Genomic DNA, 25,373 nt, shown 5'->3' with positions numbered 1-25,373 from the left:
CATGTCGTCCTTGATTGCGGTCCCGGAGATAATCAGTTCGGCGGCAACGGATTTGGCCGGCATCCAGTGGCGATCGGTGCAGCCGACGCGGCCGCGACGGTTCAAACCACGGCGGTGCTGGCAGCGCCCGCTCATCGGCAACGGCGGCAACGGTGGGCCAGGCCTCGCCTTGCCAAGCAGTGGCGGTGCCGGCGGCAACGGCCGGCTATTTCGCGGACTGGACGGGCTCGCCGGTCCGCCGTAATGGCCGGGAGGATGCGACTGAGGCATCGGGACACGGTGAGCAGAACTCAGGGCTGCAGTCGCTCGACCTGACCACCAATCACCCGAATCCTGTTGTGCACCCGGTCTTCTCGGCCCTGCCAAAACTCCACGACCTGCGGTGCGATCAGATAACCGCCCCAGTTCGGCGGCACCGGGATGTGCTCGGTGTCAGCGAACCGCTCGGTCACCTCCGCCAGCTGGTCCAGCAACGCGGCACGCGAGGCAATCGGCTGCGACTGGTGTGACGCCCAGGCGCCCAGCTGGGAACCGCGCGGCCGTTTCGACCAGTAATCCTGGGTGACCTCGGGAGCGACCTTGCTCACCGGGCCCCGGATGTGAATCTGTCGGCCCAGGAGATACCAGGGAAACGTCGCCGAGGCATAGGGCGTCACCCCGAGTTCGATCCCCTTGGCCGAGTCGTAGTTGGTGTAGAAGCTGATCCCGCTCTCGTCGGCGTTCTTGCACAACACCGTCCGGCTCACCGGCCGCCCGTCGGCAACGGTGGCCACGACCATCGCGTTGGCCTCCGCCACCCCGGCCTGCCATGCGTCGTCCATCCACTTGCGGAACAAAGCAAGCCAGCCATCGGCCAGCCAGTCGGCATCGAGGTCGGCACTGCCGTCCTTCTCCGCGGATCCGTACTCCACCCGCATCCCGGCCAAGCGCTGCCAGTCAGATCCGGTCACCCGGCCAACGCTACTCGGCGGTTGTTACTGGCCGGTAGTAACCGTGCGGGGGTCGGGTGCGAGAATCTGCCCATGACTGTGATCCCCGAGGATTTTGTCCCAGGTCTGGAAGGCGTGGTGGCCTTCACGACCAAGATCGCCGAGCCGGACAAAGACGGCGGCGCGCTGCGCTACCGCGGCGTCGACATCGAGGATCTGGTGGGCCAGGGGGTCCACTTCGGTGACGTGTGGGCGCTGCTGGTCGACGGCGACTTCGGCCGAGGGCTGCCACCGGCCGAGCCGTTCCCGCTGCCGATCCACACCGGTGACGTGCGGGTGGACGTGCAGGCGGGTCTGGCGATGCTGGCACCCATCTGGGGCTACAAGCCGTTGCTGGACACCAACGAACCCACGGCCCGCGACCAACTGGCGCGCGCGTCGGTGATGGCGCTGTCTTACGTCGCGCAGTCCGGTCGCGGTATCTATCACCCGGCCGTCCCCCAGCGGATCATCGACGAATGCCCTACCGTCACAGCGCGTTTCATGACCCGCTGGCAAGGCGAGCCGGACCCCAGGCACATCGAGGCGATCGATGCCTACTGGGTGTCGGCGGCCGAGCACGGGATGAACGCCTCGACCTTCACCGCGCGGGTGATCGCCTCGACCGGCGCTGACGTGGCCGCGTGCCTGTCCGGGGCGATCGGCGCGATGAGCGGCCCGCTGCACGGTGGGGCGCCGGCGCGGGTGCTGCCGATGATCGAAGAGGTCGAGCGCACCGACGACGCGCGTGGCCTGGTCAAAGGGATCCTGGACCGCGGCGAGAAGCTGATGGGCTTCGGCCACCGGGTGTACCGCGCCGAGGATCCACGGGCGCGGGTGCTGCGAGCGACCGCTAAGCGGCTGGGTGCGCCCCGCTACGAAGTGGCCGTCGCGCTGGAGCAGGCCGCGCTGGCCGAGTTGCGCGAACGCCGCCCGGACCGGCCGATCGAGACGAATGTCGAGTTCTGGGCCGCGGTCATCCTGGACTTCGCCAAGGTGCCGGCCAACATGATGCCGGCGATGTTCACCTGCGGACGCACCGCAGGATGGTGCGCGCACATCCTCGAACAGAAGCGACTCGGCAAGCTGGTCCGCCCGTCGGCCGTTTATGTCGGTCCGGGTCCGCGCAGCCCTGAGTCCATCGAAGGCTGGGACCGGGTCCTCACGACGGTGTGAGCGCCGGGTTGCGGTAGGTCCCACTTGTCGGTGGGCCTGGTTAGCCTCGCGGACGTCCGATGAGTTTTGTCTGCGCGCCCGGTCTGTACCTGTGCAGCCCCGCGCGGGCGATACCAACAACCCGAGGAGAGTCCATGGCCATCAACATCGAACCCGCAGTGATCCCCCACCTCGTCGTCGACGACGCCGCCGCTGCGATCGACTTCTACGTCAAGGCTTTCGGTGCCGAAGAGCTTGGTCGCGTACCCGGCCCAGACGGCAAGTTGATCCACGCCGCGGTGAAGATCAACGGCTCCACCGTCATGCTCAACGACGACTTCCCGGAGATGTGTAACGGCCAGTCGATGACGCCCAAGTCACTGGGCGGCACCCCGGTCACCATCCATCTGACGGTGACGGATGTCGACAACAAGTTCCAGAAAGCCGTCGACGCCGGCGCGACGGTGGTGATGGCGCTCGAGGACCAGTTCTGGGGAGACCGCTACGGCGTGCTGGCCGATCCGTTCGGGCACAACTGGTCGCTGGGACAGCCGGTACGCGAGGTCAGCATGGAGGAAATCCAGCAGGCGATGTCCGCGCAGGCCTAGCGGCGATCGCAAGCGCGGCGAAGCCGGGCGAAGCGGGTCGCCGCCGTCGACCCTAGCGGCGATCGCAAGCGCGGCGAAGCCGGGCGAAGCGGGTCGCCGCCGTCGACCCTAGCCGCGTAGCCGTGCCAGCAGGCGTCGGGGGAACGACGACGTCTGCGGCGCGGCGGTCGCGGCGACCGCGAGCATGTCGTCAACCGCGGTGAACTTGTTGCGCGGCCGGCCGTCTCGGCTGCCGCGCGCTACCTCCGCGTCGTCGATGGCACGCCAGCCTGCGGAGTCGACGACGTCGGGCTGACGCGCCGCCACCAGCTGGGCCAGCGTCGCGCGCCCTGCCGTCGGATCGGTCAGCTTGCCCGCGTTGAAGTCGGCGACCAGCGCCGCGACGGTCTGCATCGAGCACGACTTGTTGGTGCCGATGAACCCGGTCGGTCCGCGCTTGATCCACCCGGCGACGTAGGCGCCGGGGACGGACCGGCCAGTGCCGGGATCGACGACGCGGCCGCCGTCGTTGGGCACGACGCCGGCCCGCTCGTCGAACGGGAGATCGCGAATTGCATTGCCGCGGTAGCCTATCGACGTCAACACCAGGCCCGCGTCGAGCCGGCGCACCTCCTCGGTGCCGGTGACGGTGAACTCGATTCCGGTTGCGTGCCCCTCCCCCACAACGCGTTGCGGGGTAAGACCGTAGGCGAGCCGGATGCGCGGTCGCGACGCCGGGACAGTCCCGTCGCCCAGGGTGCTGAGGATTCGAAGTTTGTTGCGCGTCAACGGATCCGTCGCGGTCTCCAGATCGTCGAGCACCTTGCGGTGGTCACCGGGGTCGAGCACGACGTCGGCCGCACCGGTGAGACCGACCAGCTCCGGCAGCGTGAAAGCCGAGTGCGCCGGACCCCGGCGGGCTGCGATCACCACCTCCCGCACGGCCGATTTGCGCAACGCCTTGAGCGCGTGGTCGGCGATGTCGGTGCGAGCCAGATCGTCGGGGTCTGCGGTGAGCACGCGCGCAACATCCAGAGCGACGTTGCCGTTGCCGACGATCACCACCCGCTCGTGGCTCAGATCGATTGGCAGACCGGCGAATTCGGGGTGACCGTTGATCCAGGCGACCAACTCGGTGGCGGTGTCGGTGCCTGGCAGACCCATCCCGTCGATGTCCAGACGACGGTCGTTGGGCGCCCCCACCGCGTACAGTACGGCGTGGTGATGCTGCATCAGCTCGGCGTGGCTGACGTGCTTCCCGACCTCGACGTTGAGAAAGAAGCGGAACCGACGGTCGCCGGTGACCCGGTCGAACAGCGTGGTGACCCGCTTGGTGTGCTGGTGGTCGGGCGCCACCCCGACCCGCACCAAACCATAAGGCGTGGGCAGTTTCTCGAAGACGTTGACCCGCACGCCGTGCTGGACCAACAGCTCGTCGGCGGCATACATCGCCGCCGGCCCCGAGCCCACGACGGCCACCGTCAGCGGCCGGTCGTGCGCGCGCACCTCGGCCGCCGGCAGCACCGGCGCCAGCTTGGAGGTGGGCGGCAGCTTCTCACCGGCGGGCCGTTCCGGGTAGAACGACGCGTTGATCTCCACGAACGGCAGTTGCCTGAGGTCCAGCCGGCTGTCGGGCACGATCGCCCCGACCGGGCAGGCGCTCACACACGCGCCGCAGTCCACGCAGGCCACCGGGTCGATGTAGAGCATCTCCGACGTTGCGTAGCCTGGTTCGTCGGGGGACGGGTGGATGCAATTGACCGGGCACGCGAACACGCAGGACCCGTCATTGCAGCACGATTGGGTGATGACGTGCGGCATAACCTGACTCGCGAACTCCCTAGGCGGCCGGCGCGGCGGACAGGTGCTGACGCTGCGGTTCGCTGCGGTAGCGCGACGGCTTGCCGTTGATCTTGCAGATCCGCCACATCAGCCGGGCCGAGCGGTTCTCCATCAACCCGGTGTCGTAGGCCAGCATGCGCACGTCGGAGAACATGTCGCGCAACCATTTCCGCGACTCCGGGGACCGGAAGAACAGTTCCTTCTTCACCGAGCGCGGGATGTCGAACTCCTGCCAGAACGCCTTGGGCGGAATCAGAATCGCGTTGCAGAGCGTGCGCATGACCAGCGGGAAGGCCAGGGACGCCCAGAAGCGTTGCCGGCGAGTCAGATTCGGCAGTCGGCGGCGCAGGAACTCGTGCGCGAACGAGATGTGCCGCGCTTCCTCGGCCACGTGGATGGCCATGACCCGTTCCATGATCGGGTGCAGCGACTTGCCTTCGCGCAGCACCTGCTTCTGGGTGTGGTCGATCGGCTCTTCACCGGCCAGCACGCCGATGAAGAAGAGCACCGGCAACGGACCCGCGGCCAGCGGGATGATCGGCGAGATCCAGCGCAGCCGGCGCGGCATCCCAGGAACGTCGGCGCCGACGCGGTTCACCATCTCCTGGAACATCATGGTGTGGTTGCACTCTTCGACCGACTCGTGCAGGCAGTAGCGGTACTCCGGGGAGCCGTTGGGCACCCAGAAGGTGTAGTTCATCAGCCCGCGGATCAGGATGGACTCGAAGTGCAGACCCACCTTGGCCACGTTGGCCTGGCGCCACATGCCGATCTTGATCTTCACGTCGTCGGGCTGCGCCTGATACCAGGGGTGGCGACCCAGCGGGTCGGTGGCCGGGAGGATCCACCGGGGATCGTTGTCAGTGACGGCGAACTCCGGTGACTCCCAATCGATATCGGTGTACGGATTGAAGTTCCGCCGCACCGACCCCTCGGACAGTGTGGCGAGCATTTCCACGTACTCCGCGTCGTCCCGCACTTCCATGTTGCGGCGCCAACGTCGAACCATGCGCGTCCTAGCCATTCAAGCCTCCCCAACGAGGTTCAGATCGGACGGATAGGAAATACGGTACCGCCGGTACTGGGAATTTTCCAGAGCCGTCGGATCGACTGTGGCCTAGGCCGCATATCGCATCGGGTGTGGCTCAGGTCACAGCTCGGCCCGCTTGGTCGTCGCCCCGGCCCCGCTCACTACCCTGGTCACCATGGCTGACCAGCTCCCGACTTCACTCGAGATCCCCGCCGACCTCAAACCGCGCGACGGCAGGTTCGGCTGCGGACCCTCCAAGGTGCGACCCGAGCAATTGCAAGCGCTGACCACTACGGCCGCCGAGTTGTTCGGCACGTCGCACCGCCAGGCGCCGGTCAAGAACCTGGTTGGCCGAGTTCGCGAAGGTGTTGCCCAGCTGTTCTCCACCCCTGACGGCTACGAGGTGATCCTGGGCAACGGCGGGGCGACGGCCTTCTGGGACGCCGCCGCGTTCGGTCTGATCGACAAGCGCTCGCTGCACCTCACCTACGGCGAGTTCAGCGCGAAATTCGCCTCCGGCGTCGCCAAGAACCCGTTCGTGGGCGACCCGATCATCGTCAAAGCGGACCCGGGCAGCGCACCCGAGCTGCAGTCGGACCCGTCCGTCGACGTGATCGCCTGGGCGCAGAACGAGACGTCGACGGGTGTCGCTGTGCCGGTACGCCGCCCCGGCGATGCCGGTGACGCGCTGGTGGTCATCGACGCGACCTCGGCAGCGGGCGGACTGCCGGTGGACATCACCGAGGTCGACGCCTACTACTTCGCGCCGCAGAAGAACTTCGCCAGCGACGGTGGTCTGTGGCTGGCCGTGATGAGCCCGGCGGCGCTGGCCCGGGTCGAGGCGATCGCCGCGTCGGGGCGTTGGGTGCCCGACTTCCTGTCGCTGCCGATCGCGATCGAAAACAGCGTCAAGAATCAGACCTACAACACCCCGGCGGTCGCAACTCTGGCGCTCATGGCCGAACAACTCGACTGGCTGCTGGGCAACGGCGGCCTGGACTGGGCGGTCAAACGCACCGCGGACTCGTCGCAGCGGTTGTACTCGTGGGCCGAGGAACGCTCCTACACCACCCCGTTCGTCGCCGACCCGGCGTTGCGCTCACAGGTGGTCGGCACGATCGACTTCGCCGACGAGGTCGACGCTGCGGCGGTGGCCAAGACATTGCGAGCCAACGGCATCGTCGACACCGAGCCGTACCGCAAGCTCGGACGCAACCAACTGCGCATCGCGATGTTCCCGGCCGTGGATCCCGACGACATCAGCGCGTTGACCGCCTGCATCGACTGGGTGGTCGAGCGACTCTAGCCACGCCCGCGTGTCAGCGACGTTAACGACGTCTGGCGCACTAGAGTGCGCACGTAACGGGTCCGGCGCTGACCTGCGAGGAGAAGCCATGCGGGAACTCAAAGTGGTTGGGCTCGACCCCGACGGCAAATACGTCCTCTGCGAGGGGGCCAACTCGGCCGAGAAGTTCAGGCTGCCCGCCGACGACCGCCTGCGGGCTGCGATGAACGGCGAAAAACTGCCGGCCGAGCAGCCCGCACTCGACATCGACGTCACGAACATGTTGAGCCCCAAGGAGATTCAGGCCCGGATCCGGGCCGGGGCATCAGTGGAACAGGTGGCCGCCGCGTCGGGATCCGACCTCGCGCGGATCCAGCGTTTCGCCAACCCGGTGCTGCTGGAACGCTTCCGCGCGGCGGAGCTGGCAACGGCTGCGCATCCGGTCCTGGCCGATGGCCCCGCGGTGCTGACGCTGCTGGAAACCGTCACCGCCGCGCTGGTGGCGCGTGGGTTGAGCGCGGAGCGGCTCAGCTGGGACGCGTGGCGCAACGAGGACAGCCGCTGGACGGTTCAGTTGGGGTGGCAGGCCGGGCGGTCGGACAACCGCGCGCATTTCCGCTTCACGCCGGGTGCGCACGGCGGCATGGTCACCGCGATCGACGACGCGGCGACCGAACTCATCGACCCCGACTTCAAACCGCGCCAGTTGGCACCCGTGGCCCACCTGGCCTTCGAGCCCGAACCCGTACCCATACCCGAGGCGCTGGAGCCGGCGCCGGCGCCGAGCCCACCGGCAGCAACGGGACCGGGTACGCCCACCGAACAGCCAACCGGCAGCCGCCGAGGCAAGCCGGCCATCCCGGCCTGGGAGGACGTGCTGCTCGGCGTGCGGTCAAGCGGACAGCGCTAGCCGCCCCGCAACACCACCGCGATCAACGCCACCCACGCTGCTACGACGCCGACTCCGGCGCCCAGCACAAACCAACGCAGCACCAGGGTGCGCCGCCAACCCCAGAACGTCGGCGCCAGCCCGCCGACCGCCACGATGTTGAGGCCGACCGCCAGCAGCGGGTGCACTCGCATCAACCCGAGGCTGAGTACCACGATCGCGGCGCCGGTGACCGCGGCGACGAAGGCGGCGACCGCCAAACCCGTGCCCCACGGGACGGGTTCGTCGCTCACGTGCGAAGCCTATCGGGGATCGTCCGCTCGTAGAACGCCAGCGCCGCCGCGGTGGCGACGTTCAGCGAGTCGGTGCCGCGCGACATCGGAATGCGGACGCGCGCGTCGCTGATCCGCAGCGCTGCCGTCGTCAAGCCCGGTCCCTCGGCGCCGACCAACAGCGCGACCGGTTCGTCGGTGACCGCGCCCATCACCTCGAACAGGGAGCCGGCGTCACCCTGCGGTGTCAGCGCCAACAACCGGAAGCCGTGTTCCTTCAGTAGCCGCAGGTCTGCGGGCCATTCGGCGGCCCGGGCGTAAGGCACCAGCAACGCGTGACCCATGGAAACCCGCACCGCGCGGCGGTAGAGCGGGTCGGCGCAGCCGCTGCCGAAGATCACGGCGTCGACACCCAGCCCGGCCGCGTTGCGGAAGATCGAGCCCAGATTCTCGTGGTCGTTGACTCCTTCGAGCACGGCCACGGTGCGGGCGCCTTGGATCACCTCGGCGACGGTCGGCTCGGGGACACGGCGCGCCGCCGCCAATACGCCACGGTTGAGGTGGAAGCCGACGGCCTGCGCCATCACCTCGGCCGAGACGCGGTAATAAGGCGCCGGGCTGCCGACCAGATCGTGTTCGAGTTCAGCCAGCCGCCGGTCGGTGCCCAGCAGGGCACGCGGAGTGAAGCGCGACGCCAACATGCGCTGCACCACCAGCACGCCCTCGGCGATCACCAGGCCCTTGCCGGTCGGTAGGTCCGGGCGGCGGTCGACGCTGTTGAGGTCACGAAAGTCGTCGAGGCGCGGGTCGTCGGGATCGGCGATGTCCTGGACGTCGATTGTCACGGGCTTTCGTCGACCAGGACCGACATCAGATCGGCTGCGCTGCGCAGGATGTCGCGTTGGCCGTCGTCCAGCTTCGCCAGGCGCTCGGCGAGCCACTCCTGACGGGCGCGGCGGGCCACCCTGACCAGCTCGGCGCCGGACTCGGACACCGAAACCAGCACCTGTCGACCGTCGACCGGGTGCGGGGCGCGGTCCACCAGGCCTTCGTCGGCCAGCGACGCGATGACCCTGGTCATGGACGGCGGCCGGACCCGTTCGCGGATCGCCAGGGCGCCGGGTGTCATCGCACCCTCGTTGGCCAGCGTCGTCAGCGCCGACAGCTGGGACAGCGACACCGGCGAGGACGGGTTCCGGAACCGGAGCTGGCGCGACAGCCGCATGACCGCCAACGACAGATCGGCGGCCAGCCGCGCATCGCTGTCAGGCACAGCGCGAGGTTACAACGGAACCCGAGAAACGTGGATGAGAAACGGCGAACCCGGCGGCGCATCGAGTGTGGAAAGCACGACGCGACGCGCCGGGTACCTGTCGTGGGCTTCACTCTCGGCGGCCTGTGGACTTGCAATGACGGCGCGTTATGTTGAGACGCGATGAACGTCGAGTCGTACGATCCCGAACCCCCTCCGCTGCCGCGGGCTTGGTTGCAGGTATGGCCGGTCGTCATGGTCGGTGCGGCCGGCTGGGTGATCGCTACGGTTGCGGCGTTCCTGGTGCCCGGACTGCACAGTTGGCGGCCGATCGCGCTCGCCGGTCTCGGCGTCGGAGTGCTCGGCACCAGCATCTTCGTCTGGCAGCTGGCCGCCGCACGTCGCGGCGCTCGCGGCGCGCAGGCCGGGCTGGAGAACTATCTCGACCAGTAGTAGCAGTTGCGCACCCTTGGGAGGACATATGGCAACACCACTCTTACAAACACATATCGACATCGATGCCCCGCCGGCGAAGGTATGGGAGCTCATTTCCGATTTCCGCCGAATGCCGCAGTGGAGTCCACAATGTCGCTGGATGCGACCTTTCGGCCCGCTGCGCCCCGGCACCCGCACCCTGAACTTCAACCGTCGCAACCGGCTGTTCTGGCCGACCACCAGCACGGTCGTCGAAGTGGTTCCGGAGAAGAAGCTGGCGTTCCGGGTCGACGCCAACCGCACCATCTGGAGCTATGAACTCGAACCGCAAGGTGACGGCACCAGGTTGACGGAGACCCGTCACGCCGAAAACGGCGTCACCGCGTTCTCGAGCATCACCGTCAAGGCGCTACTCGGTGGGAACACCAGCTTCGAACGTGAACTGGTCGAAGGGATGAACACCTCGCTGGCCAATATCAAGGCCGCCGCCGAGAAAGGCTAGCCGGACGGTTCCGTCGAAGCGGTGGGCTCGTCCGGGGCAGGCTCGTCCGGGGCGGCAGGCTCGTCCGAGGCAGGCTCGCCCGGGGCGGCAGGCTCGTCCGAAGCTACAGGCTCGTCCGGGGCTGCCGGCTCGTCCGAAGCAGGCTCGTCCGAAGCAGACTCGTCCGAAGCGACAGGCTCGGTAGGAACCCCGGCCTCCGTTGGAACCTCAGCCACCTCCGCAAAGGCATCTGCGCCTGGGACGGCCGGTTCCTCTGCCGCGGACACCGGTTGCTCGACGATCTCCAGCACCCCGTCGTCGTACGGCTGGTACATCGGCGAGCCGGTACCGGCCGGGGCGGGCGTGTCCGAGTGCGCGCCGCACCCGTACTGCTTGTCCACCACGTGCCCGTCCGCGGACAGTTCGTTGCCGCAGACCCCGAACATCGAGCCCAGCGATCCGGCCAGGGGCAGGAAGAAACCGCAGTCGCGGCACACCCGCTTGGTCGAGCGTGACATCGCCGAGTCGGGTCCGTACTCGCCCTCGTGCCAGCGTTCGGCGGCGTCCGCGCGGCCCCACGGGCTCATCAGCCAGCGCCGGCCCAACCCGAGTTCGACGGCGACCTCGTCCAATTGCGGGTCACCGGTGGCGCTGTAGCCGGGCACCAGTCGCGGGTCGTCCTTGGCCGGCGCCAGCAGGTCACCCGGTCCCAGGTCGCCGGGCTGCACCCGTTGGTCCCACGGCACCCACTCGGGTGCCAGTAACGCGGTCGGACCGGGAATCAACACCACCTCGCTGATCGTGGCGTGGTCGCCGCCGGGGTAACTGGCGACGACGACGGCCCACTGCCACCCCCGGTAACCGGGCACGTGGGCTAGGAATTGGTGCGTAGCGGTGTTGGGATCTTCGTAGCTGACGCCGAGGTAGTCGCCGACGGAATCCGGACCACTGAATTCCACGACAGCGGCCCTGGCCTGCTCAGCGGCGCCCGTGAGTACCGCCGCGAGCTCGTCGGGCCATGCCGCCATCGTCACGGCACCGCCGCCGTCGACGGCCTCCTCCATGGGTCCGGTCACACTCTCCCCTCTCTGCGATCCGCACTCAATACTGCCGGAAGACACGTCGGCGCAGCCACACCGGTTTCCTACGCCAGCACCCGCCATAGGACAGAATTGAACCGTGTCAGGACGGCGGCGTGATCATCCGGGCCGCATGGCCCCACCTCCGGGCCGCCGGACCCCGCACGACCCAGGCAAAACCCCGGGCGGATCCTTTCACCAACATCCCGGGATGGCGAACTACCCGGCGGACGACGTCGACTACCGCCGGTCTCGCCGCCCACCACCCATGCCCAGCTCCAACCGCTATCTGCCGCCGCTGGACCACGATCCGCCTCCCGAGCGCGACACTCCGCCCGAGCCGCCGCGCGGCTTCGTCAACGGCGAACGCATCACCGTCACCCGTGCCGCGGCAATGCGCAGCCGTGAGATGGGTTCACGGATGTACTGGATGGTGCAGCGCGCCGCCACCGCCGACGGCGCCGACAAGTCCGGCCTGACGGCGCTGACCTGGCCGGTGATGGCCAACTTCGCCGTCGACTCCGCGATGGCGGTCGCCCTGGCCAACACCTTGTTCTTCGCCGCGGCGAGTGGCGAAAGCAAGTCGAAAGTTGCGCTGTACTTGCTGATTACGATCGCGCCGTTCGCGGTGATCGCGCCGCTGATCGGGCCGGCGCTGGACAAGCTGCAACACGGCCGGCGCGTCGCGCTGGCGATGTCGTTCGCGCTGCGCACCGCTCTGGCGCTGGTGCTCATCATGAACTACGACGGCAACAGCGGCAGCTTCCCGTCGTGGGTTCTGTACCCCTGCGCGCTGGCCATGATGGTGCTCTCGAAATCGTTCAGCGTGCTACGCAGTGCGGTGACTCCACGGGTGATGCCGCCGAGCATCGATCTGGTGCGGGTCAATTCCCGCCTGACGGTGTTCGGCCTGCTCGGCGGCACCATCGCCGGCGGTGCTATCGCCGCGGGTGTCGAATTCGCCTGCACCCACCTGCTGCAATTGCCCGGAGCGCTGTTCGTGGTCGTCGGGATCACCATCGCCGGCGCGCTGCTGTCAATGCGGATCCCGAGCTGGGTCGAGGTGACCGCCGGCGAAGTCCCGGCCACCCTGAGCTATCACCGCGACAGCGACACGCAGCGGCGCAGCTGGACCGAAGAGGTCAAGAAGTCCGGCGGGAAGCTTCGACAACCATTGGGCCGCAACATCATCACCTCGCTGTGGGGCAACTGCACCATCAAGGTGATGGTCGGGTTCCTGTTCCTGTATCCGGCGTTCGTCGCCAAGGCCCACGACGCCGACGGGTGGGAGCAACTGGCGATGCTGGGCATGGTCGGCGCAGCGGCGGCGATCGGCAACTTCGCCGGCAACTTCGCCAGCGCACGCCTGAAGCTGGGGCGACCCGCGGTGCTGGTGGTGCGCTGCACCGTGATCGTCACGGCGTTCGCGCTGGCTGCCGCGGTGGCCGGCGAGTGGGTCGTGGCCGCCGTCGCCACCCTGGTCACGTCGGGGGCCAGCGCCATCGCCAAAGCATCATTGGACGCGTCGTTGCAGCACGATCTGCCCGAGGAGTCGCGCGCCTCCGGTTTCGGGCGCTCGGAGTCGACGTTGCAGTTGGCCTGGGTACTGGGTGGGGCGGTCGGTGTGCTGGTCTACACCGAATTGTGGGTGGGGTTCACGGCGGTCAGCGCGCTGCTCATCCCGGGACTCGCCCAGACTTTGGTCAGCTTCCGGGGCCACTCGTTGATCCCGGGTCTGGGAGGTAACCGACCGGTGATGGTCGAGCAGGAGGGCACGCGGCGGCAGGGCACCACGGGTATGCCGCAGTGAAGCCTCGGCTGCTGGCGATGCTCGCCGCGATCCTGCTGCTAGCCGCCGGCGCGGGCATCGGCGCCTGGCTGCTGGTGCGAAGGACCGGTCCGCACCTCCCGATGATCAGCGCCTACTCGAATGGGCAACTGACCCGGGTAGGGCCGTACGTGTACTGCAACGTGCTGAATCTCGACGACTGCCAGGCACCGCAGACCCAGGGCGAGCTGAGAGTCAGCGGACGCTACCCGGTGCAACTGTCGGTGCCCGAAGCCATTTCCCGCGCGCCGTGGCGGCTGCTGCAGATCTACGAAGACCCGGCGAACACCACCTCCGCGCTGTTCCGGCCGCACACCCAGCTGGCCGTCACCATCCCCACCGTCGACCCGCAGCGCGGGAAGCTGACCGGGGTGGTCGTGCAGTTGTTGACCTTGGTGGTCGACAACGGTGAACTACGGGAGGCTCCGCATGCGGAGTGGTCGATTCGGCTGGTCTCCTGAGCGGGCATGTGAAATTGAGCGGATCCGCTGTGCGACTGTTGCATTAGCATGTCCGAGCAAACTTGCGTCGTATCGACGGTGTGGTCCACGTGAGACAGATGTTGGAGTTGCTGCTCCAGTGGTGGCGCGCGGGTGATCAATTCGAGCAGCTGAGCTCGCACCTCGAAGCACGGGGCATGACCCGCGCGATCCGCGCCCGCATCTGCTTCATCGCCGGGTCGTTGAGCCTGGTGGCGATCGGCTCGATCTGGAGCCCGGTCGGACCGCACGGGACGATTCCGGTGACGCTGGCGCTGATCGCCGGCGTCCTTGCCGCCGCCAACTCCCTGTTGTGGGCGCTGCGGTGGCCGACGCACCGTCAGGCGGTCACGTTCGCAATCGTGTCCAGCACCGGCATCGCCCTGGTGGTGCTGGCGCAGAGCAATCCCGCGGCGGCCATGTTGGGCTGCACGACGTTCGCCGGGCTGGCGATCCACCAGTCGTTGTTCCATTCCGCGCGCATCATCGCCTACAACTTCGGCTGCTCGGTGGTGGTGGCGTCGGTCAAGACCGTCGGGCTGGTCTCTCAATTCGGTTTGGCCGGTGCGCTTGTCGCGTTCTGGTTGGTGGTGCTGCTGAATCTTTCGTCGCCGCTAGCGCTGTACGTCGCCGGTCAGGTCCTGGGACCCGATGCGTACCGCGCCGACCATGATTCGCTGACCGGCCTGCTCAACCGTCGGGCGTTTTATCTGCGCGCACAGAAGACACTGCAAAGCTGCCGGGACGGCGCGGCGGATCTGGTGATCGGCGTCATCGACCTCGACCGGTTCAAACAACTCAACGACCGCTACGGTCATCCGACCGGGGATGCGGCTCTGATAGCGGTGGCCAAGACGTTGCAGGACGGGACCACCGAGAAGGCGCTCATCGGCCGGCTGGGCGGCGAAGAGTTCGCCTTCGCCGACCAGTGGCCGCCCGGCGAAACAACCTCGCGCGCAACGCAATTATGCGCCGCGATCGCCGCGTTGCCGTTCGGCATCACCGCGAGCATCGGCACCGCCATCCTGTTGTCCGGGGCCGACCTACCTGCGCCCGACACCGAAGCCGCCTTGACCGATCTGGTGTCCTCGGCCGACGCCGCGATGTACGCGGCGAAGGCCAGGGGCGGCAACCAGGCCGCACAGCACTGAAGCAGTCCGTCAGTCCGCCCCGTGGCCAGGCAGCACCCGCTCGCCGTCCGCCACCGGCCCTGGTGGTGTCCCATCGCCGAATGGCCTGCCGCCCAGAGCTTCTCGACCATGCGGCGACAGCCAGTTAGCCAGGTCCGGCCCCTTGGGCACGATGCCGGTCGGGTTGATGTCGGAATGCACGATGTAGTAATGCTGCTTGATCTGGACGAAATCGATGGTGTCGCCGAAACCCGGTGTCTGGAACAGATCTCGCGCGTAGCCCCACAACGCCGGCATTTCGGACAGCTTGGCCCGGTTGCATTTGAAGTGGCCGTGGTAGACGGGGTCGAAGCGCGCCAATGTGGTGAACAGTCGCACGTCGGCCTCGGTGATGGTGTCGCCCACCAGGTATCGCTGCCCGGCCAATCGCTCACTCACCCAGTCCAGGGCGGTGAACAACCGGTCGTAGGCCGCGTCGTAGGCGTCCTCCGACCCCGCGAAGCCGCACCGGTACACCCCGTTGTTGATTTCGGTGTAGATCCGGGTGCTGACCTCGTCGATCTCCTCGCGCAACGCTTCGGGATACAACTGCGGGGCGCCCTCGCGGTGGTGGGCGGTCCACTCGGTGGAGAAATCCAGCGTCATCTGCGCGAAGTCGTTGGTGACCACCGCACCGGACTCGGTGTCGACGACGGCGGGGACGGTGATTCCCTTGGGATAGTTCGGATCCCGCTTGAAGTAGGCGTCCTGCAGTCGCGGGATCTGCAGCACCGGGTCGACGCCACCGGGATCGAGATCGAAAGTCCAACTGCGTTCGTCGTGGGTGGGACCGCAAAAGCCAATGGAGAGAACGTCTTCCAAGCCGAGTAGCCGTCGGACGATGATGGTTCGGTTCGCCCACGGGCACGCCCGCGCCACGACGAGGCGGTACCGGCCGGGTTCCACCGGGTAGCCGTCGCGCCCGTCGGCGGTGATGCGGGTGGTGATGTAGTCGGTGTCGCGGTTGAATTCGCCGGTCCCGGCGACATAGGTAGCCATCCCGGATCCCCCTAGATCTTCGCCTCGGCCGGGTCGGACGCCGAGACGACTTTCCGGGCCAGGTTCTGTTCGGTGGACGGGCCCGGCTCCCATGCAGCGATCCATGGTCCGGTGCCCTCGGATTGGTCGATGATGCCGTCCTCCAGCCAGGTGTATCGGCCATCCAACACGTCGTCGGTCAAGCGCACGTCGCTGCTGTCGGTGTTGGTCCACAGCGCGCTGAACAACGCCTCGACACGCAAAGACGCCTGCTGACAGAACATTTCGGCGAGCTCGTAGGCCTGCGTGCCGAGTACGGGATCGGTGCTGCGCTGCGCCTCGGCCCGCACACAGGCGGCAGCCATCGCGAACAGCTCCGCGCCGATGTCGACGATGCGGCCCAGGAAGCCCTGCTTCTGCTCCAGTTTGGCCTGCCAGCGCGCCATCCCGTAGAAGGTATTGCGGGCCAGCTTGCGGCTGGAGCGTTCCACGAAGCGCAGGTGCGGGGCCAGCGCACCGAACTCGTTGTACGCCGTCGGACGCTGGCCTTCACCGAACACCAACTTGGGCAACCACTTTGCGTAGAAGCCGCTCGCCCCGACCGCGGCGGCGGCCTTCTGCCGCAAGTCGGCGTCGGCCTTGGCCAGATCCCCGGCAGCGCTCAGATGTGCGTCGACAGCTTCGCGCGCAATGAGCAGCCGCATGATCTCGCTGGATCCTTCGAAGATGCGGTTGATCCGCAGGTCGCGCAGCGACTGCTCGACCGGTGCGGCGCGCTCCCCGCGTGCAGCCAGCGACGCCGCTGTCTCATAGCCTCGCCCGCCGCGGATCTGCATCAGGTCGTCGGCGATGACACAGGCCATCTCGCTGCACCACAGTTTGGCCAACGCGGCCTCGATCCGGATGTCGTTGCGGTCTTCGTCGGCCATCTGACCCGACAACTCGACCACTGCGTCCAACGCGTAGACGGTGGCCGCCATGAAGGAGATCCGACTTGCCACCGCTTCGTGTTTTCCGATCGGCTTGCCCCACTGCACCCGCTGCGCCGACCATTCGCGGGCGATCTTCAACGACCACTTCGACGATCCGGTCACCATCGCCGGGAGCGCCAACCGTCCCACATTGAGTGTGGTCAGCGCGATCCGCAGACCGTCGCCCTCGCGACCGATCAAGTTCTCCGCGGGGACCCGCACGCGGTGCATCCTGGTCACGCCGTTCTCGATGCCGCGCAGACCCAGGAACTGATTGCGCCGCTCCACGGTGATCCCCGGTGAGTCGGCCTCGACGACGAACGCGCTGATGCCGCCTCGGTGCCCGTCGCTCTTGGGAACGCGGGCCATCACCACCAGCAGTTCGGCGATCACGCCGTTGGTGGTCCACAACTTGACGCCTTCGAGTTCGTAGGCCTGCCCGTCGCCGGTCGGGGTCGCCGTCGCACCCAACCGCGCCGGGTCGGAACCGACATCGGGTTCGGTGAGCAGGAACGCCGAGATGGCTCCAGCTGCGCAGCGCGGCAGGAACTTCCGCTTCTGCTCCTCGGTACCGGCCAGTTTGAGGGGTTCGGGCACCCCGATCGACTGATGGGCGGACAGCAACGCGCCGAGGCTGGGATGCACGCTCGACACCAGCATCAGCGCACGGTTGTAGGCCACCTGGGACATGCCCAAACCGCCGTACTCCCCCGGGATCTTCATGCCGAAGCAACCCAATTCGGCTAAACCCGTGACGTATTCGTCGGGGATCTGCGCGTCGCGCTCGATGACGCTGCCATCAACGGTGCCCAGGAACTCGCGCAGCTTGGCCAGGAAATCCGAGGTTCGCCGCTCGTCGCTCTCCGACGGGCGCGGGAAGGGGTTGATCAGCTCCAGCGGGAAGCGGCCGAGAAACAGCTCCTTGGCGAAAGACGGTTTATCCCAGTCGCTTTCGCGGGATTCTTCGGCGACTGCTCGGGCCTGCTGCTCGGTGACCTGCGCCTGCTGTGCCATCGCCGCCTCCTCGTTGACGCCGTCCCAACGAGGTCTGAGTACCCGCTAACCTGCACGGGTAACGCCGAGCCCGGGCTACGCCTCGAACTCCCGCGCGACGGCCTTGACCACCTCGGAGATCTGCCGGGCCGTCTTGCGGTCCGGGTAGCGACCTTTGCGCAACTCGGGCTGCACGGTGCTCTCCAGCAGCGTGATCATGTCCTCGACCATGCCGTGCAACTCGTCGGGGCTGTGCTTGTGCTCGGCGGGCGCCTCGCGGCGCGCGGCCTCCCGGCGGGTCCGGGACAGACTCGGCGGCGAGTCGAGCAGCTTGAGGCTCAACGCCTGTGGTCCGCGCCGTCCCGAGGCAATGCCGAACTCGACCTTCTGGCCGGCTTTGAGGCCCTCGACTCCCGCGGGCAACGCCGAGGAGCGGACGTAGACGTCCTCACCGTCCTCCTGCGACAGGAAGCCGAACCCCTTCTCGGAGTCGTACCACTTCACTTTGCCGGTCGGCACTGCTCTCACCTGCTGTCTGACGGATCTGGCGTTACAACACAAAGACGCGTCCTTTTATGTTCAGGACGCGATGACGATCACAGATCCTACTCGGCTGATTGTCCGCCCAGCATTCCGGTTTACCCGACACTCGGTAGGCTGGCGGTACCGCTGGAGGAGATATGCGCCTGGTTCTGAACGTCATCTGGCTGGTATTCGGTGGCCTCTGGCTGGCCCTCGGATACCTGTTGGCCGCGCTCGTCTGCTTTCTGCTGATCGTCACCATCCCGTTCGGCTTCGCCGCCCTACGGATCGCGTCGTATGCGTTGTGGCCGTTCGGCCGGACCATCGTGGAGAAGCCGGGTGCCGGGACGGGCGCGGTGATCGGCAACGTCATCTGGGTGCTGCTGTGCGGGCTCTGGCTGGCGATCGGGCATCTGACGAGCGCGATCGCGATGGCCGTCACCATCGTCGGGATCCCGCTGGCACTGGCAAACCTGAAGTTGATCCCGGTGTCGCTGGTTCCGCTCGGCAAGGAGATCGTCCCCGCCGACTGGCCCTCGCGAGCCTCGGCATGACGCTGACCGCGCTGGGATTGCCGGCGGTTCCCCGGCCCAGCAAACACCGGCCCACGCTGGCCGGCCCGTTGCTCGACACCTACGGACGCGTCGCCACGGATCTGCGGGTCTCACTCACCGACCGCTGCAATCTGCGCTGCACCTACTGCATGCCCGAAGACGGGCTGAACTGGCTGGCCGGAGAACAGCTGCTGCAACCCGACGAACTGGCCCGGCTGCTGCGCATCGCGGTGACCCGGCTCGGCGTCACCGCCGTGCGGTTCACCGGAGGCGAGCCGTTGCTGGCCCGCCACCTCGAGCAGGTGGTCGCCGCGGCAGCCGAACTTTCGCCGCGTCCGGAGATTTCCCTGACCACCAACGGCCTCGGCCTGGCCCGGCGGGCGGGGGCACTGGCCGCCGCGGGCCTGGATCGGGTCAACGTGTCGCTGGACAGCGTCGACCCCGCGCACTTCGCCGCCATCACCCGTCGCGATCGGCTGCACGACGTGCTCGCCGGCCTGGCCGCCGCGCAACAAGCCGGTCTGTCGCCCGTCAAGGTCAACGCCGTGCTGGACCCCGAAACCGGTCGCCGCGACGTCGTCGAGCTGTTGCGGTACTGCCTGCAGCACGGCTACCAGTTGCGCGTCATCGAACAGATGCCGCTGGACGCGGACCATCGATGGCGACGGCACGCGACGCTGCGCGCTGACGACGTGCTGGCGGCGCTGCGGCCACACTTTGGCCTGCGGCCCGATCCGGCGCCGCGCGGTTCGGCTCCGGCCGAACTCTGGTTGGTCGACGCCGGACCGGATACGCCTGCGGGGAAAGTCGGTGTGATCGCCTCGGTGTCGCACGCCTTCTGTGCGACGTGCGACCGCACCCGGCTGACCGCTGACGGCCAGGTTCGAAGCTGCCTGTTCTCGTCCCAGGAGACCGATCTGCGGCGTCTGTTGCGCGGCGGCGCCGACGACGACGCCATCGAGGCGGCGTGGCGCGCGGCGATGTGGGCCAAGCCCGCCGGCCACGGCATCAACGAGCCCGGATTTGTCCAGCCCGACCGTCCGATGAGTGCGATCGGTGGCTGAGCGGTCTCAGATCGAGGTCACCGTCCGCTACTTCGCCGCCGCGCGGGCGGCCGCGGGAACCGAGTCGGAGACGCTCACGCTGCCCTCCGATGTGACGGTCGCCCAACTGGTGGAAACCCTCGCCCGGCGGGACACGCGACTTGCGACGGTACTGAGCCGCTGCTCCTATCTGCGCGACGGAATTGCTGTCCGAGATGAGGCCACGGCGTTATCCGCCGGCGACACGGTTGATGTCCTTCCGCCGTTCGCCGGCGGTTGAAACTGTGAAATAGATCACGTAACGGATCGATAACAACCCGGCCACGCTCTGATTTCGGGTGCTATGAGCTGCGCAAACGTCGGGGCTTCCTGGTGTTTTGCGACGCCGATGTGACCAAAACGCCGACTTTCGTTGAACGTGACGAGAACGCGTTTAACCGCTACCGTCCTCGACAGGTTCGTCACCCAACCCGAGAGACGGGCCCGCCCTCGCCTAGCACGCGCCTAGCTCCATCCATTAGGCGAGGGGTTCCGACCCGCGGATGGAGGCGGGGGACCCACCAGGTCCGCCGAGCTCGGACCGGGACCGTTTACGGGCCCTTGGGGTGAAGCCGACGTCGTATCAACGTAGATCGACCGCGGCCGGGTGACCTCTCCCACCCGAACCCGACAGCTGACCTCGCAGGCGTGTACACGAGAGGAATTTCTGAGCGTATGAGTGGACGGCATCGTAAGCCCACTACTTCGAGCGTCAGCGTCGCAAAGATCGCCTTCACCGGCACGGTCCTCGGTGGCGGTGCCATCGCGATGGCCGGCCAGGCGGCTGCGGCCACCGATGCCGAATGGGATGCAGTAGCCCGCTGCGAGTCCGGCGGCAACTGGGCCATCAACACCGGCAACGGGTTCTACGGCGGCGTTCAGTTCGCCGCCGGCACCTGGTCCTCGCACGGTGGCGGCGAGTTCGCTCCGTCCGCCCAGCTGGCCAGCAAGGACCAGCAGATCGCCGTCGCCGAGCGGGTGCTGGCCACCCAAGGTCGCGGCGCCTGGCCGGTGTGCGGCACCGGTTTGTCCGGGCCGTCGCCCCGCAACGTTCTGCCCCAGCCGGCCGGCTTGCCCTCAGACCAGCCGCTGGACGCGCCCGGACTGAACGGCGAGCTGCCCCCGCCCGCGGAACTGCCGGCGCCCGTGGAGGCGCCCGAGGTGCAGCTGGTCGGCAATGACATCGCTCCCGCTCCCGTCGAGCTGCCGCCGGCCCCCGCGGACCTCGTCCCGCCCCCGGCCGACCTGCCTCCCGCACCCGCCGACCTGCCTCCCGCACCGGCCGACCTGCCGCCCGCACCGGTCGAAGAGGCTCCGGCCCCCGGCGACCTGCCGCCCGCGCCCGGCGACCTGCCGCCCGCGCCGGCTCCGGCCGTCGTGGAGACCGGTTTCCAACCCGGCGACGTGCCGCCCCCGGCCGATGCCGGCATCCCCGCCGACATCCACGAGGTGTCCACCGTCGGCTACACGCAGCAGCTGTGGCAGGCCATCGTGGACCAGGACATCGCCGGCAACGACGCGCTCGACGCCTTGGTGGCGGGTCCCGTCAGCTGACGGCCTAGGCCGAACCCACCCACTCTTCGGACCCGTCGCCGAAGAACTGGTGCTTCCACACCGGTAGCCGCTCCTTGATGGCGTCTACCAGAGCCGCGCAGGTAGCAAACGCCTGCTGTCGATGGTCGGCCGCCACGGCGGCCACCAGCGCGGCCTCCCCGATGTGCAGCACGCCCACGCGGTGGCTGGCCGCGACGGCCCGGACTCCGATGGCCCGTCCGGCCACCTCGGCCACCACGTCAGCAAACACTTCGGGTGCCGACGGGTGCGCGGAGTACTCGAGGCGGGTAACCGGTCGTCCGCCGTCGTGGTCGCGGATCGCGCCGACGAACCCGACGACGGCCCCGGCGGACTGATGGTTCACCAGCGCTTCGTGCTCGGCGAGGGAGATCGGCTGGTCGGTCACTGCGGCGCGCAGGACCAGGCTCATCGTCGGTGATCTTCGCCGGCGAGTTGCGAGAGCGCGTGGTCGAGGACTCCGGCAAGCACCCCGAGGCCGTCCCGGACGCCACCGGGCGAGCCCGGCAGATTGACGATCAACGTGCGCCCGGCCACCCCGCACACCCCGCGCGAGAGCACCGACGTCGGCACCTTGGGCAGGCCGGCCTGCCGGATCGCGTCGGCCAGTCCGGGGACGACGAAGTCCAGCACCGCCACCGTCTGCTCCGGCGTGGTGTCGGTGGGTGAGATCCCGGTGCCGCCGGACGTCAGGATCACGTCGACGTCGTCGTCGAGTGCGTCGTTCAGCGCTTCCCCGACGGGATTGCCGTCGGCGACCACGCGTGGCTCCTCCGTCGAAAAGCCTTGCTGGCCAAGCCATTCAACAATGATCGGTCCGCATTCGTCGGTGTAGGAACCGGACGCGGCCCGGGTAGAGGCTACGATGACCCGCGCCGACCGACTCATGGTCTCACCCAACTTCCGCTGCGGCCGCCTTCTTTGCTGAGTACCCGGACACCGTCGATGCGAGCCGCCGGGTCGACCGCTTTGATCATGTCGTACAAGGTCAGGGCCGCGACGCTGACCGCTGTCAAAGCCTCCATCTCCACCCCCGTTCGGTCGGTGCTGCGCACCATTGCAGTGATGTCGATCTCCTCATCGCCGACGGTGAAGTCGACGTCGACTCCGGTAAGCGCCAACTGGTGGCACAACGGGATCAGGTCACTGGTGCGCTTGGCGGCCAGGATGCCGGCCACCCGGGCCGTCGCCAGCGCATCACCTTTGGGCAGTCCGCCGCTGGAAATGAGCGCCACCACTTCAGCAGTGGTGCGCAGGGCGCCGGCGGCCACAGCGATGCGCCGGGTGGTGTGTTTGTCGGTGACGTCGACCATGTGGGCGGCGCCCCGCTCATCCAGGTGCGACAGCGTGGGTAGGTCGGAGGCGCCGTCGACGGCCTCAGCCCCGGTCATGCCGGACCTACCAGGTGGCAACCGTCACCGGATGCAGATAGGGCAACTCGTCGGCGGGCACTGGAAACACCACTTCCCCGAAGGGGGAGAGCGCGCCCGTGCGGTCGGTGACGAGTTCGCTCACCGCGTGGTCGTCCGGGTCCGTAGTGGGCCAGCCGTTGTCCACATACTTTGCCTTACGTGAGTCAGCCACGCGTCCCATTCTGACAGGTCCGACAACCGCACGCGACGGTAGGCCGCGCCTCGGGCCTAGGCTTGTTTTTCGATGACCGAACACACCCCGGATATCCCGCTGGGGTCCTGGCTGGCCGACTTGCCCGACGAGCGGCTGATCCTGCTGTTGGAGCTGCGACCGGACCTTGCCCAGCCCCCGCCGGGCAGCATTGCGGCGCTGGCCGCGCGTGCCCAGGCACGTCAGTCGGTCAAGGCTGCCACCGACGACCTGGATTTCCTGCGCCTGGCTGTCCTCGACGCGCTGCTGGTGCTGCAGGCCGACACCGAACCGGTGCCCGTCGCCAAACTCACCACGCTGCTCGGTGAGCATGCGCCGCAACCCGACGTGCTGGCGGCCCTGGACGATCTGCGGCAGCGCGCCCTGGCTTGGGGCGATACGGCGGTGCGAGTGGCTGCCGACGCCGGCGCCGCGCTGCCGTGGTATCCCGGTCAGGTCACCCTCGAGGACCGCACCCACTCCGGGGAACACATCGCCGCCCTGATCGACCGGATCGACGAGCAGCAGCGTGACGTTCTGGACAAACTGCTCGAAGGGTCCCCGATTGGCCGCACCCGCGATGCGGCGCCGGGCGCGCCGCCGGAGCGGCCGGTGCCGCAGCTGCTGGCGACCGGTCTGCTGCGCCGCCTCGACGCCGAGACGGTGATCCTGCCCCGTCATGTCGGGCAGGTGCTGCGCGGTGAAAACCCCGGCCCGATGCAACTGACCGCTCCGGACCCGGTGGTCTTGACCGCCAAACCCGCGGACGTGGACGCGGCGGCCGCCGGGGCAGTCATCGACCTGCTGCGCGAGGTCGACGTGCTGCTGGAAACCCTCAGCGCGGCACCGGTTTCCGAGCTGCGTAGCGGCGGTCTCGGCGTCCGGGAGCTCAGGAGACTGGCCAAGGCGACCGGCATCGAGGACTCACGCCTGGGCCTGATCCTCGAGCTTGCGTCAGCGGCGGGGCTGATCGGTAGCGGTGTGCCCGATCCCGAGCCCGACTATGGCGAGGGTCCCTACTGGGCGCCGACGACGGCGGTCGACCGGTACCGCACCCTGGGCACCGCCGATCGCTGGTTCCTGCTCGCCGACACCTGGCTGGACCTGCCCGGCCGGCCCGCGCTGATCGGTGGTCGCGGCCCCGACGGCAAACCGTATGGGGCGCTGTCGGATTCGCTGTTCTCCACGGCCGCGCCACTGGACCGGCGACTGCTGTTGAGCATGCTCGCCGGGTTGCCGGCGGGCGGCGGGGTGGACGCGACGTCGGCGTCGGCCGCGCTGATCTGGCACCGCCCGCGCTGGGCCCGACGGCTGCAACCGGAGCCGGTTGCCGATCTGCTGTCCGAGGGCCAGGCGCTGGGTTTGGTGGGTCGCGGCGCGATCAGCACCCCCGGGCGGACGCTGCTGGAACGGGGCGACGACGTCGGGGCTGTGCTTGATGCGATGTCCCGCGCGCTGCCCCGACCGATCGACCACTTCCTGGTGCAGGCCGACCTCACGGTGGTGGTGCCCGGCCCCCTGGAGCGTGACCTCGCCGACGAGCTGGCCACCGTCGCCACCGTCGAATCCGCCGGCGCGGCAATGGTTTACCGGGTCAGCGAGCAGTCCATCCGGCACGCACTCGACATCGGCAAGACCGCGGACTGGATGCACGCCTTCTTCGCCGGCCACTCGAAAACCGCGGTGCCGCAAGGACTCACCTACCTCATCGACGACGTCGCCCGCCGGCACGGGCAGCTGCGCATTGGCATGGCAGCGTCGTTCGTGCGCTGCGAGGACCCCGCGCTGTTGGCTCAGGCCATCGCGGTACCCGCGTTGGAGGAGCTACAGCTGCGCGCGTTGGCACCCACGGTGGCGGTGTCGCCGGCGCCGATCGCCGACGTACTCGTCGCCTTGCGCTCGGCAGGTTTTGCTCCGGCGGCCGAGGACTCCACCGGTGCGATCGTCGACGTCCGTTCCCGAGGCGCGCGGGTACCCGCATTGCAGCATCGCCGGCCCTATCGGCCACCGCCCCGACCCAGCAGCGACACGCTGCAGGCGGTGGTCGCGGTGTTGCGCACGGTGACCGCCGCACCGTTCGGCAACCTGCGCGTGGACCCCGCGGTCGCGATGTCGTTGCTGCAGCGCGCCGCGCGTGACCGGGAGACGGTGTTGATCGGTTACCTCGACGCGGCCGGGGTGGCGACGCAGCGGGTGGTGACTCCGGTCCTGATCAAGGGCGGCCAGCTGGTGGCCTTCGACGCGGCCTCGGGGCGGATGCGGGACTTCGCCATCCACCGCATCACCTCAGTGATGTCGGCCGACGAATGATAATGGTGCTATGCGTGCCGACGACGATGCAGAGCGCA

The 25,373-nt window shown here is 68.2% G+C and carries 28 protein-coding genes, 1 pseudogene and 1 riboswitch; of the genes and pseudogenes, 15 read left to right on the top strand and 14 right to left on the bottom strand.

Annotated features, from left to right (window positions below):
• The first annotated feature begins 1 nt into the window (after position 1).
• On the top strand, positions 2–244 hold the full coding sequence (locus tag AC5Y46_RS04715; protein ID WP_499945507.1) for a PE family protein: 243 nt from the start codon (positions 2–4) through the stop codon (positions 242–244).
• Positions 245–290: 46 nt separating this feature from the next.
• Here AC5Y46_RS04715 and pdxH read toward each other — a convergent pair whose 3' ends face one another.
• The gene (gene pdxH / locus AC5Y46_RS04710; protein WP_499945567.1) at positions 291–917 is read right to left on the bottom strand and encodes a pyridoxamine 5'-phosphate oxidase; all 627 of its coding nucleotides are present in this window, start codon (positions 915–917) and stop codon (positions 291–293) included.
• A 105-nt stretch (positions 918–1,022) separates the two neighbouring features.
• On the opposite strand from pdxH, the gene AC5Y46_RS04705 reads away from it, so the two are divergent.
• Complete coding sequence (locus AC5Y46_RS04705; protein ID WP_499945508.1) at positions 1,023–2,144, top strand: citrate synthase 2; 1,122 nt, start codon at positions 1,023–1,025, stop codon at positions 2,142–2,144.
• 134 nt (positions 2,145–2,278) lie between these two features.
• A complete protein-coding gene (locus tag AC5Y46_RS04700; RefSeq protein ID WP_499945509.1) occupies positions 2,279–2,731 on the top strand; it encodes a VOC family protein in 453 nt (150 codons plus the stop codon).
• 108 nt (positions 2,732–2,839) lie between these two features.
• Here the strand turns inward: AC5Y46_RS04700 and AC5Y46_RS04695 are convergent, their stop codons facing one another.
• The gene (locus AC5Y46_RS04695; protein ID WP_499945510.1) at positions 2,840–4,531 is read right to left on the bottom strand and encodes an FAD-dependent oxidoreductase; all 1,692 of its coding nucleotides are present in this window, start codon (positions 4,529–4,531) and stop codon (positions 2,840–2,842) included.
• 19 nt (positions 4,532–4,550) lie between these two features.
• On the bottom strand, positions 4,551–5,576 hold the full coding sequence (locus tag AC5Y46_RS04690; RefSeq protein WP_499945511.1) for an AurF N-oxygenase family protein: 1,026 nt from the start codon (positions 5,574–5,576) through the stop codon (positions 4,551–4,553).
• Between the two features lie 181 nt (positions 5,577–5,757).
• Between AC5Y46_RS04690 and serC the strand changes: the two genes are divergently transcribed.
• Both serC and sepH read left to right on the top strand, forming a co-directional pair.
• Positions 5,758–6,888 carry a phosphoserine transaminase gene (gene serC, locus AC5Y46_RS04685; RefSeq protein WP_499945513.1) on the top strand — a complete coding sequence of 377 codons (1,131 nt, stop codon included), beginning with the start codon at positions 5,758–5,760 and terminating at the stop codon, positions 6,886–6,888.
• Between the two features lie 88 nt (positions 6,889–6,976).
• Complete coding sequence (gene sepH, locus AC5Y46_RS04680; protein WP_499945514.1) at positions 6,977–7,777, top strand: septation protein SepH; 801 nt, start codon at positions 6,977–6,979, stop codon at positions 7,775–7,777.
• Here sepH and AC5Y46_RS04675 read toward each other — a convergent pair.
• From AC5Y46_RS04675 to AC5Y46_RS04665, 3 genes are read right to left on the bottom strand one after another with little or no spacing between them, the layout of a single operon-like run.
• Positions 7,774–8,049, bottom strand: coding sequence for a DUF2537 domain-containing protein (locus AC5Y46_RS04675; RefSeq protein WP_499945516.1), 276 nt, complete (start codon positions 8,047–8,049; stop codon positions 7,774–7,776). The genes sepH and AC5Y46_RS04675 overlap by 4 nt on opposite strands.
• Positions 8,046–8,873: a TrmH family RNA methyltransferase gene (locus tag AC5Y46_RS04670; RefSeq protein ID WP_499945517.1), complete on the bottom strand. Its 828-nt coding sequence runs from the start codon at positions 8,871–8,873 to the stop codon at positions 8,046–8,048. The genes AC5Y46_RS04675 and AC5Y46_RS04670 overlap by 4 nt, the downstream gene beginning before the upstream one ends.
• Positions 8,870–9,301 (bottom strand): Rv0880 family HTH-type transcriptional regulator, encoded by a 432-nt coding sequence (locus tag AC5Y46_RS04665; protein ID WP_499945518.1) that lies wholly within the window; start codon positions 9,299–9,301, stop codon positions 8,870–8,872. Before AC5Y46_RS04665 ends, AC5Y46_RS04670 begins: the two co-directional genes overlap by 4 nt.
• A 162-nt stretch (positions 9,302–9,463) precedes the next feature.
• Here AC5Y46_RS04665 and AC5Y46_RS04660 point away from each other — a divergent pair, with 162 nt between their 5' ends.
• Positions 9,464–9,733 carry a DUF2530 domain-containing protein gene (locus AC5Y46_RS04660; protein ID WP_499945520.1) on the top strand — a complete coding sequence of 90 codons (270 nt, stop codon included), beginning with the start codon at positions 9,464–9,466 and terminating at the stop codon, positions 9,731–9,733.
• A 28-nt stretch (positions 9,734–9,761) separates the two neighbouring features.
• Entirely contained in the window at positions 9,762–10,217 is a 456-nt protein-coding gene (locus AC5Y46_RS04655; RefSeq protein WP_499945521.1) for an SRPBCC family protein, read from the top strand.
• A gap of 257 nt (positions 10,218–10,474) precedes the next feature.
• Here the strand turns inward: AC5Y46_RS04655 and AC5Y46_RS04650 are convergent.
• Positions 10,475–11,272 (bottom strand): annotated as a pseudogene (locus AC5Y46_RS04650) (DUF3027 domain-containing protein); the annotation flags it as partial.
• Positions 11,273–11,408: 136 nt separating this feature from the next.
• On the opposite strand from AC5Y46_RS04650, the gene AC5Y46_RS04645 reads away from it, so the two are divergent.
• The 3 genes from AC5Y46_RS04645 to AC5Y46_RS04635 all read left to right on the top strand — a co-directional run bounded on the left by AC5Y46_RS04645 (position 11,409) and on the right by AC5Y46_RS04635 (position 14,733).
• Complete coding sequence (locus tag AC5Y46_RS04645) at positions 11,409–13,085, top strand: MFS transporter (protein ID WP_499945523.1); 1,677 nt, start codon at positions 11,409–11,411, stop codon at positions 13,083–13,085.
• Between the two features lie 17 nt (positions 13,086–13,102).
• Positions 13,103–13,564, top strand: a complete 462-nt coding sequence (locus AC5Y46_RS04640; RefSeq protein WP_499945569.1) for a DUF2771 domain-containing protein — start codon at positions 13,103–13,105, stop codon at positions 13,562–13,564.
• Between the two features lie 98 nt (positions 13,565–13,662).
• Entirely contained in the window at positions 13,663–14,733 is a 1,071-nt protein-coding gene (locus AC5Y46_RS04635) for a GGDEF domain-containing protein (RefSeq protein WP_499945570.1), read from the top strand.
• Between the two features lie 9 nt (positions 14,734–14,742).
• Here the strand turns inward: AC5Y46_RS04635 and AC5Y46_RS04630 are convergent, their stop codons facing one another.
• From AC5Y46_RS04630 to AC5Y46_RS04620, 3 genes are all read right to left on the bottom strand, one after another.
• A complete protein-coding gene (locus tag AC5Y46_RS04630; protein ID WP_499945524.1) occupies positions 14,743–15,750 on the bottom strand; it encodes a glutathione S-transferase family protein in 1,008 nt (335 codons plus the stop codon).
• Positions 15,751–15,761: 11 nt separating this feature from the next.
• A complete protein-coding gene (locus AC5Y46_RS04625) occupies positions 15,762–17,714 on the bottom strand; it encodes an acyl-CoA dehydrogenase family protein (RefSeq protein ID WP_499945526.1) in 1,953 nt (650 codons plus the stop codon).
• Between the two features lie 75 nt (positions 17,715–17,789).
• Complete coding sequence (locus tag AC5Y46_RS04620) at positions 17,790–18,212, bottom strand: cold-shock protein (RefSeq protein WP_499945528.1); 423 nt, start codon at positions 18,210–18,212, stop codon at positions 17,790–17,792.
• Between the two features lie 161 nt (positions 18,213–18,373).
• On the opposite strand from AC5Y46_RS04620, the gene AC5Y46_RS04615 reads away from it, so the two are divergent.
• The 4 genes from AC5Y46_RS04615 to AC5Y46_RS04600 all read left to right on the top strand — a co-directional run bounded on the left by AC5Y46_RS04615 (position 18,374) and on the right by AC5Y46_RS04600 (position 21,405).
• The gene (locus AC5Y46_RS04615) at positions 18,374–18,769 is read left to right on the top strand and encodes a YccF domain-containing protein (protein WP_499945530.1); all 396 of its coding nucleotides are present in this window, start codon (positions 18,374–18,376) and stop codon (positions 18,767–18,769) included.
• Entirely contained in the window at positions 18,766–19,833 is a 1,068-nt protein-coding gene (moaA, locus tag AC5Y46_RS04610) for a GTP 3',8-cyclase MoaA (protein ID WP_499945531.1), read from the top strand. Before AC5Y46_RS04615 ends, moaA begins: the two co-directional genes overlap by 4 nt.
• Positions 19,826–20,092, top strand: a complete 267-nt coding sequence (locus AC5Y46_RS04605; RefSeq protein WP_499945533.1) for a MoaD/ThiS family protein — start codon at positions 19,826–19,828, stop codon at positions 20,090–20,092. The genes moaA and AC5Y46_RS04605 overlap by 8 nt, the downstream gene beginning before the upstream one ends.
• 247 nt (positions 20,093–20,339) lie before the next feature.
• Positions 20,340–20,517: riboswitch (cyclic di-AMP (ydaO/yuaA leader) on the top strand.
• A 9-nt stretch (positions 20,518–20,526) separates the two neighbouring features.
• Positions 20,527–21,405, top strand: coding sequence for a transglycosylase family protein (locus tag AC5Y46_RS04600; protein ID WP_499945535.1), 879 nt, complete (start codon positions 20,527–20,529; stop codon positions 21,403–21,405).
• Positions 21,406–21,409: 4 nt separating this feature from the next.
• Here AC5Y46_RS04600 and AC5Y46_RS04595 read toward each other — a convergent pair whose 3' ends face one another.
• From AC5Y46_RS04595 to AC5Y46_RS04580, 4 genes are read right to left on the bottom strand one after another with little or no spacing between them, the layout of a single operon-like run.
• On the bottom strand, positions 21,410–21,835 hold the full coding sequence (locus AC5Y46_RS04595; protein ID WP_499945536.1) for a molybdenum cofactor biosynthesis protein MoaE: 426 nt from the start codon (positions 21,833–21,835) through the stop codon (positions 21,410–21,412).
• Positions 21,832–22,311 carry a MogA/MoaB family molybdenum cofactor biosynthesis protein gene (locus tag AC5Y46_RS04590; RefSeq protein WP_499945537.1) on the bottom strand — a complete coding sequence of 160 codons (480 nt, stop codon included), beginning with the start codon at positions 22,309–22,311 and terminating at the stop codon, positions 21,832–21,834. The genes AC5Y46_RS04595 and AC5Y46_RS04590 overlap by 4 nt, the downstream gene beginning before the upstream one ends.
• Positions 22,308–22,814: a cyclic pyranopterin monophosphate synthase MoaC gene (moaC, locus tag AC5Y46_RS04585; protein WP_499945539.1), complete on the bottom strand. Its 507-nt coding sequence runs from the start codon at positions 22,812–22,814 to the stop codon at positions 22,308–22,310. The genes AC5Y46_RS04590 and moaC overlap by 4 nt, the downstream gene beginning before the upstream one ends.
• Before the next feature lie 7 nt (positions 22,815–22,821).
• Complete coding sequence (locus AC5Y46_RS04580; RefSeq protein WP_499945540.1) at positions 22,822–23,016, bottom strand: hypothetical protein; 195 nt, start codon at positions 23,014–23,016, stop codon at positions 22,822–22,824.
• Positions 23,017–23,079: 63 nt separating this feature from the next.
• Here AC5Y46_RS04580 and AC5Y46_RS04575 point away from each other — a divergent pair, with 63 nt between their 5' ends.
• Positions 23,080–25,335 carry a helicase-associated domain-containing protein gene (locus AC5Y46_RS04575; RefSeq protein ID WP_499945542.1) on the top strand — a complete coding sequence of 752 codons (2,256 nt, stop codon included), beginning with the start codon at positions 23,080–23,082 and terminating at the stop codon, positions 25,333–25,335.
• Positions 25,336–25,373: the final 38 nt, after the last annotated feature.

Source organism: Mycobacterium sp. NGS59 (assembly GCF_059812345.1).
This window is presented reverse-complemented; position numbering and strand designations above follow the sequence as displayed.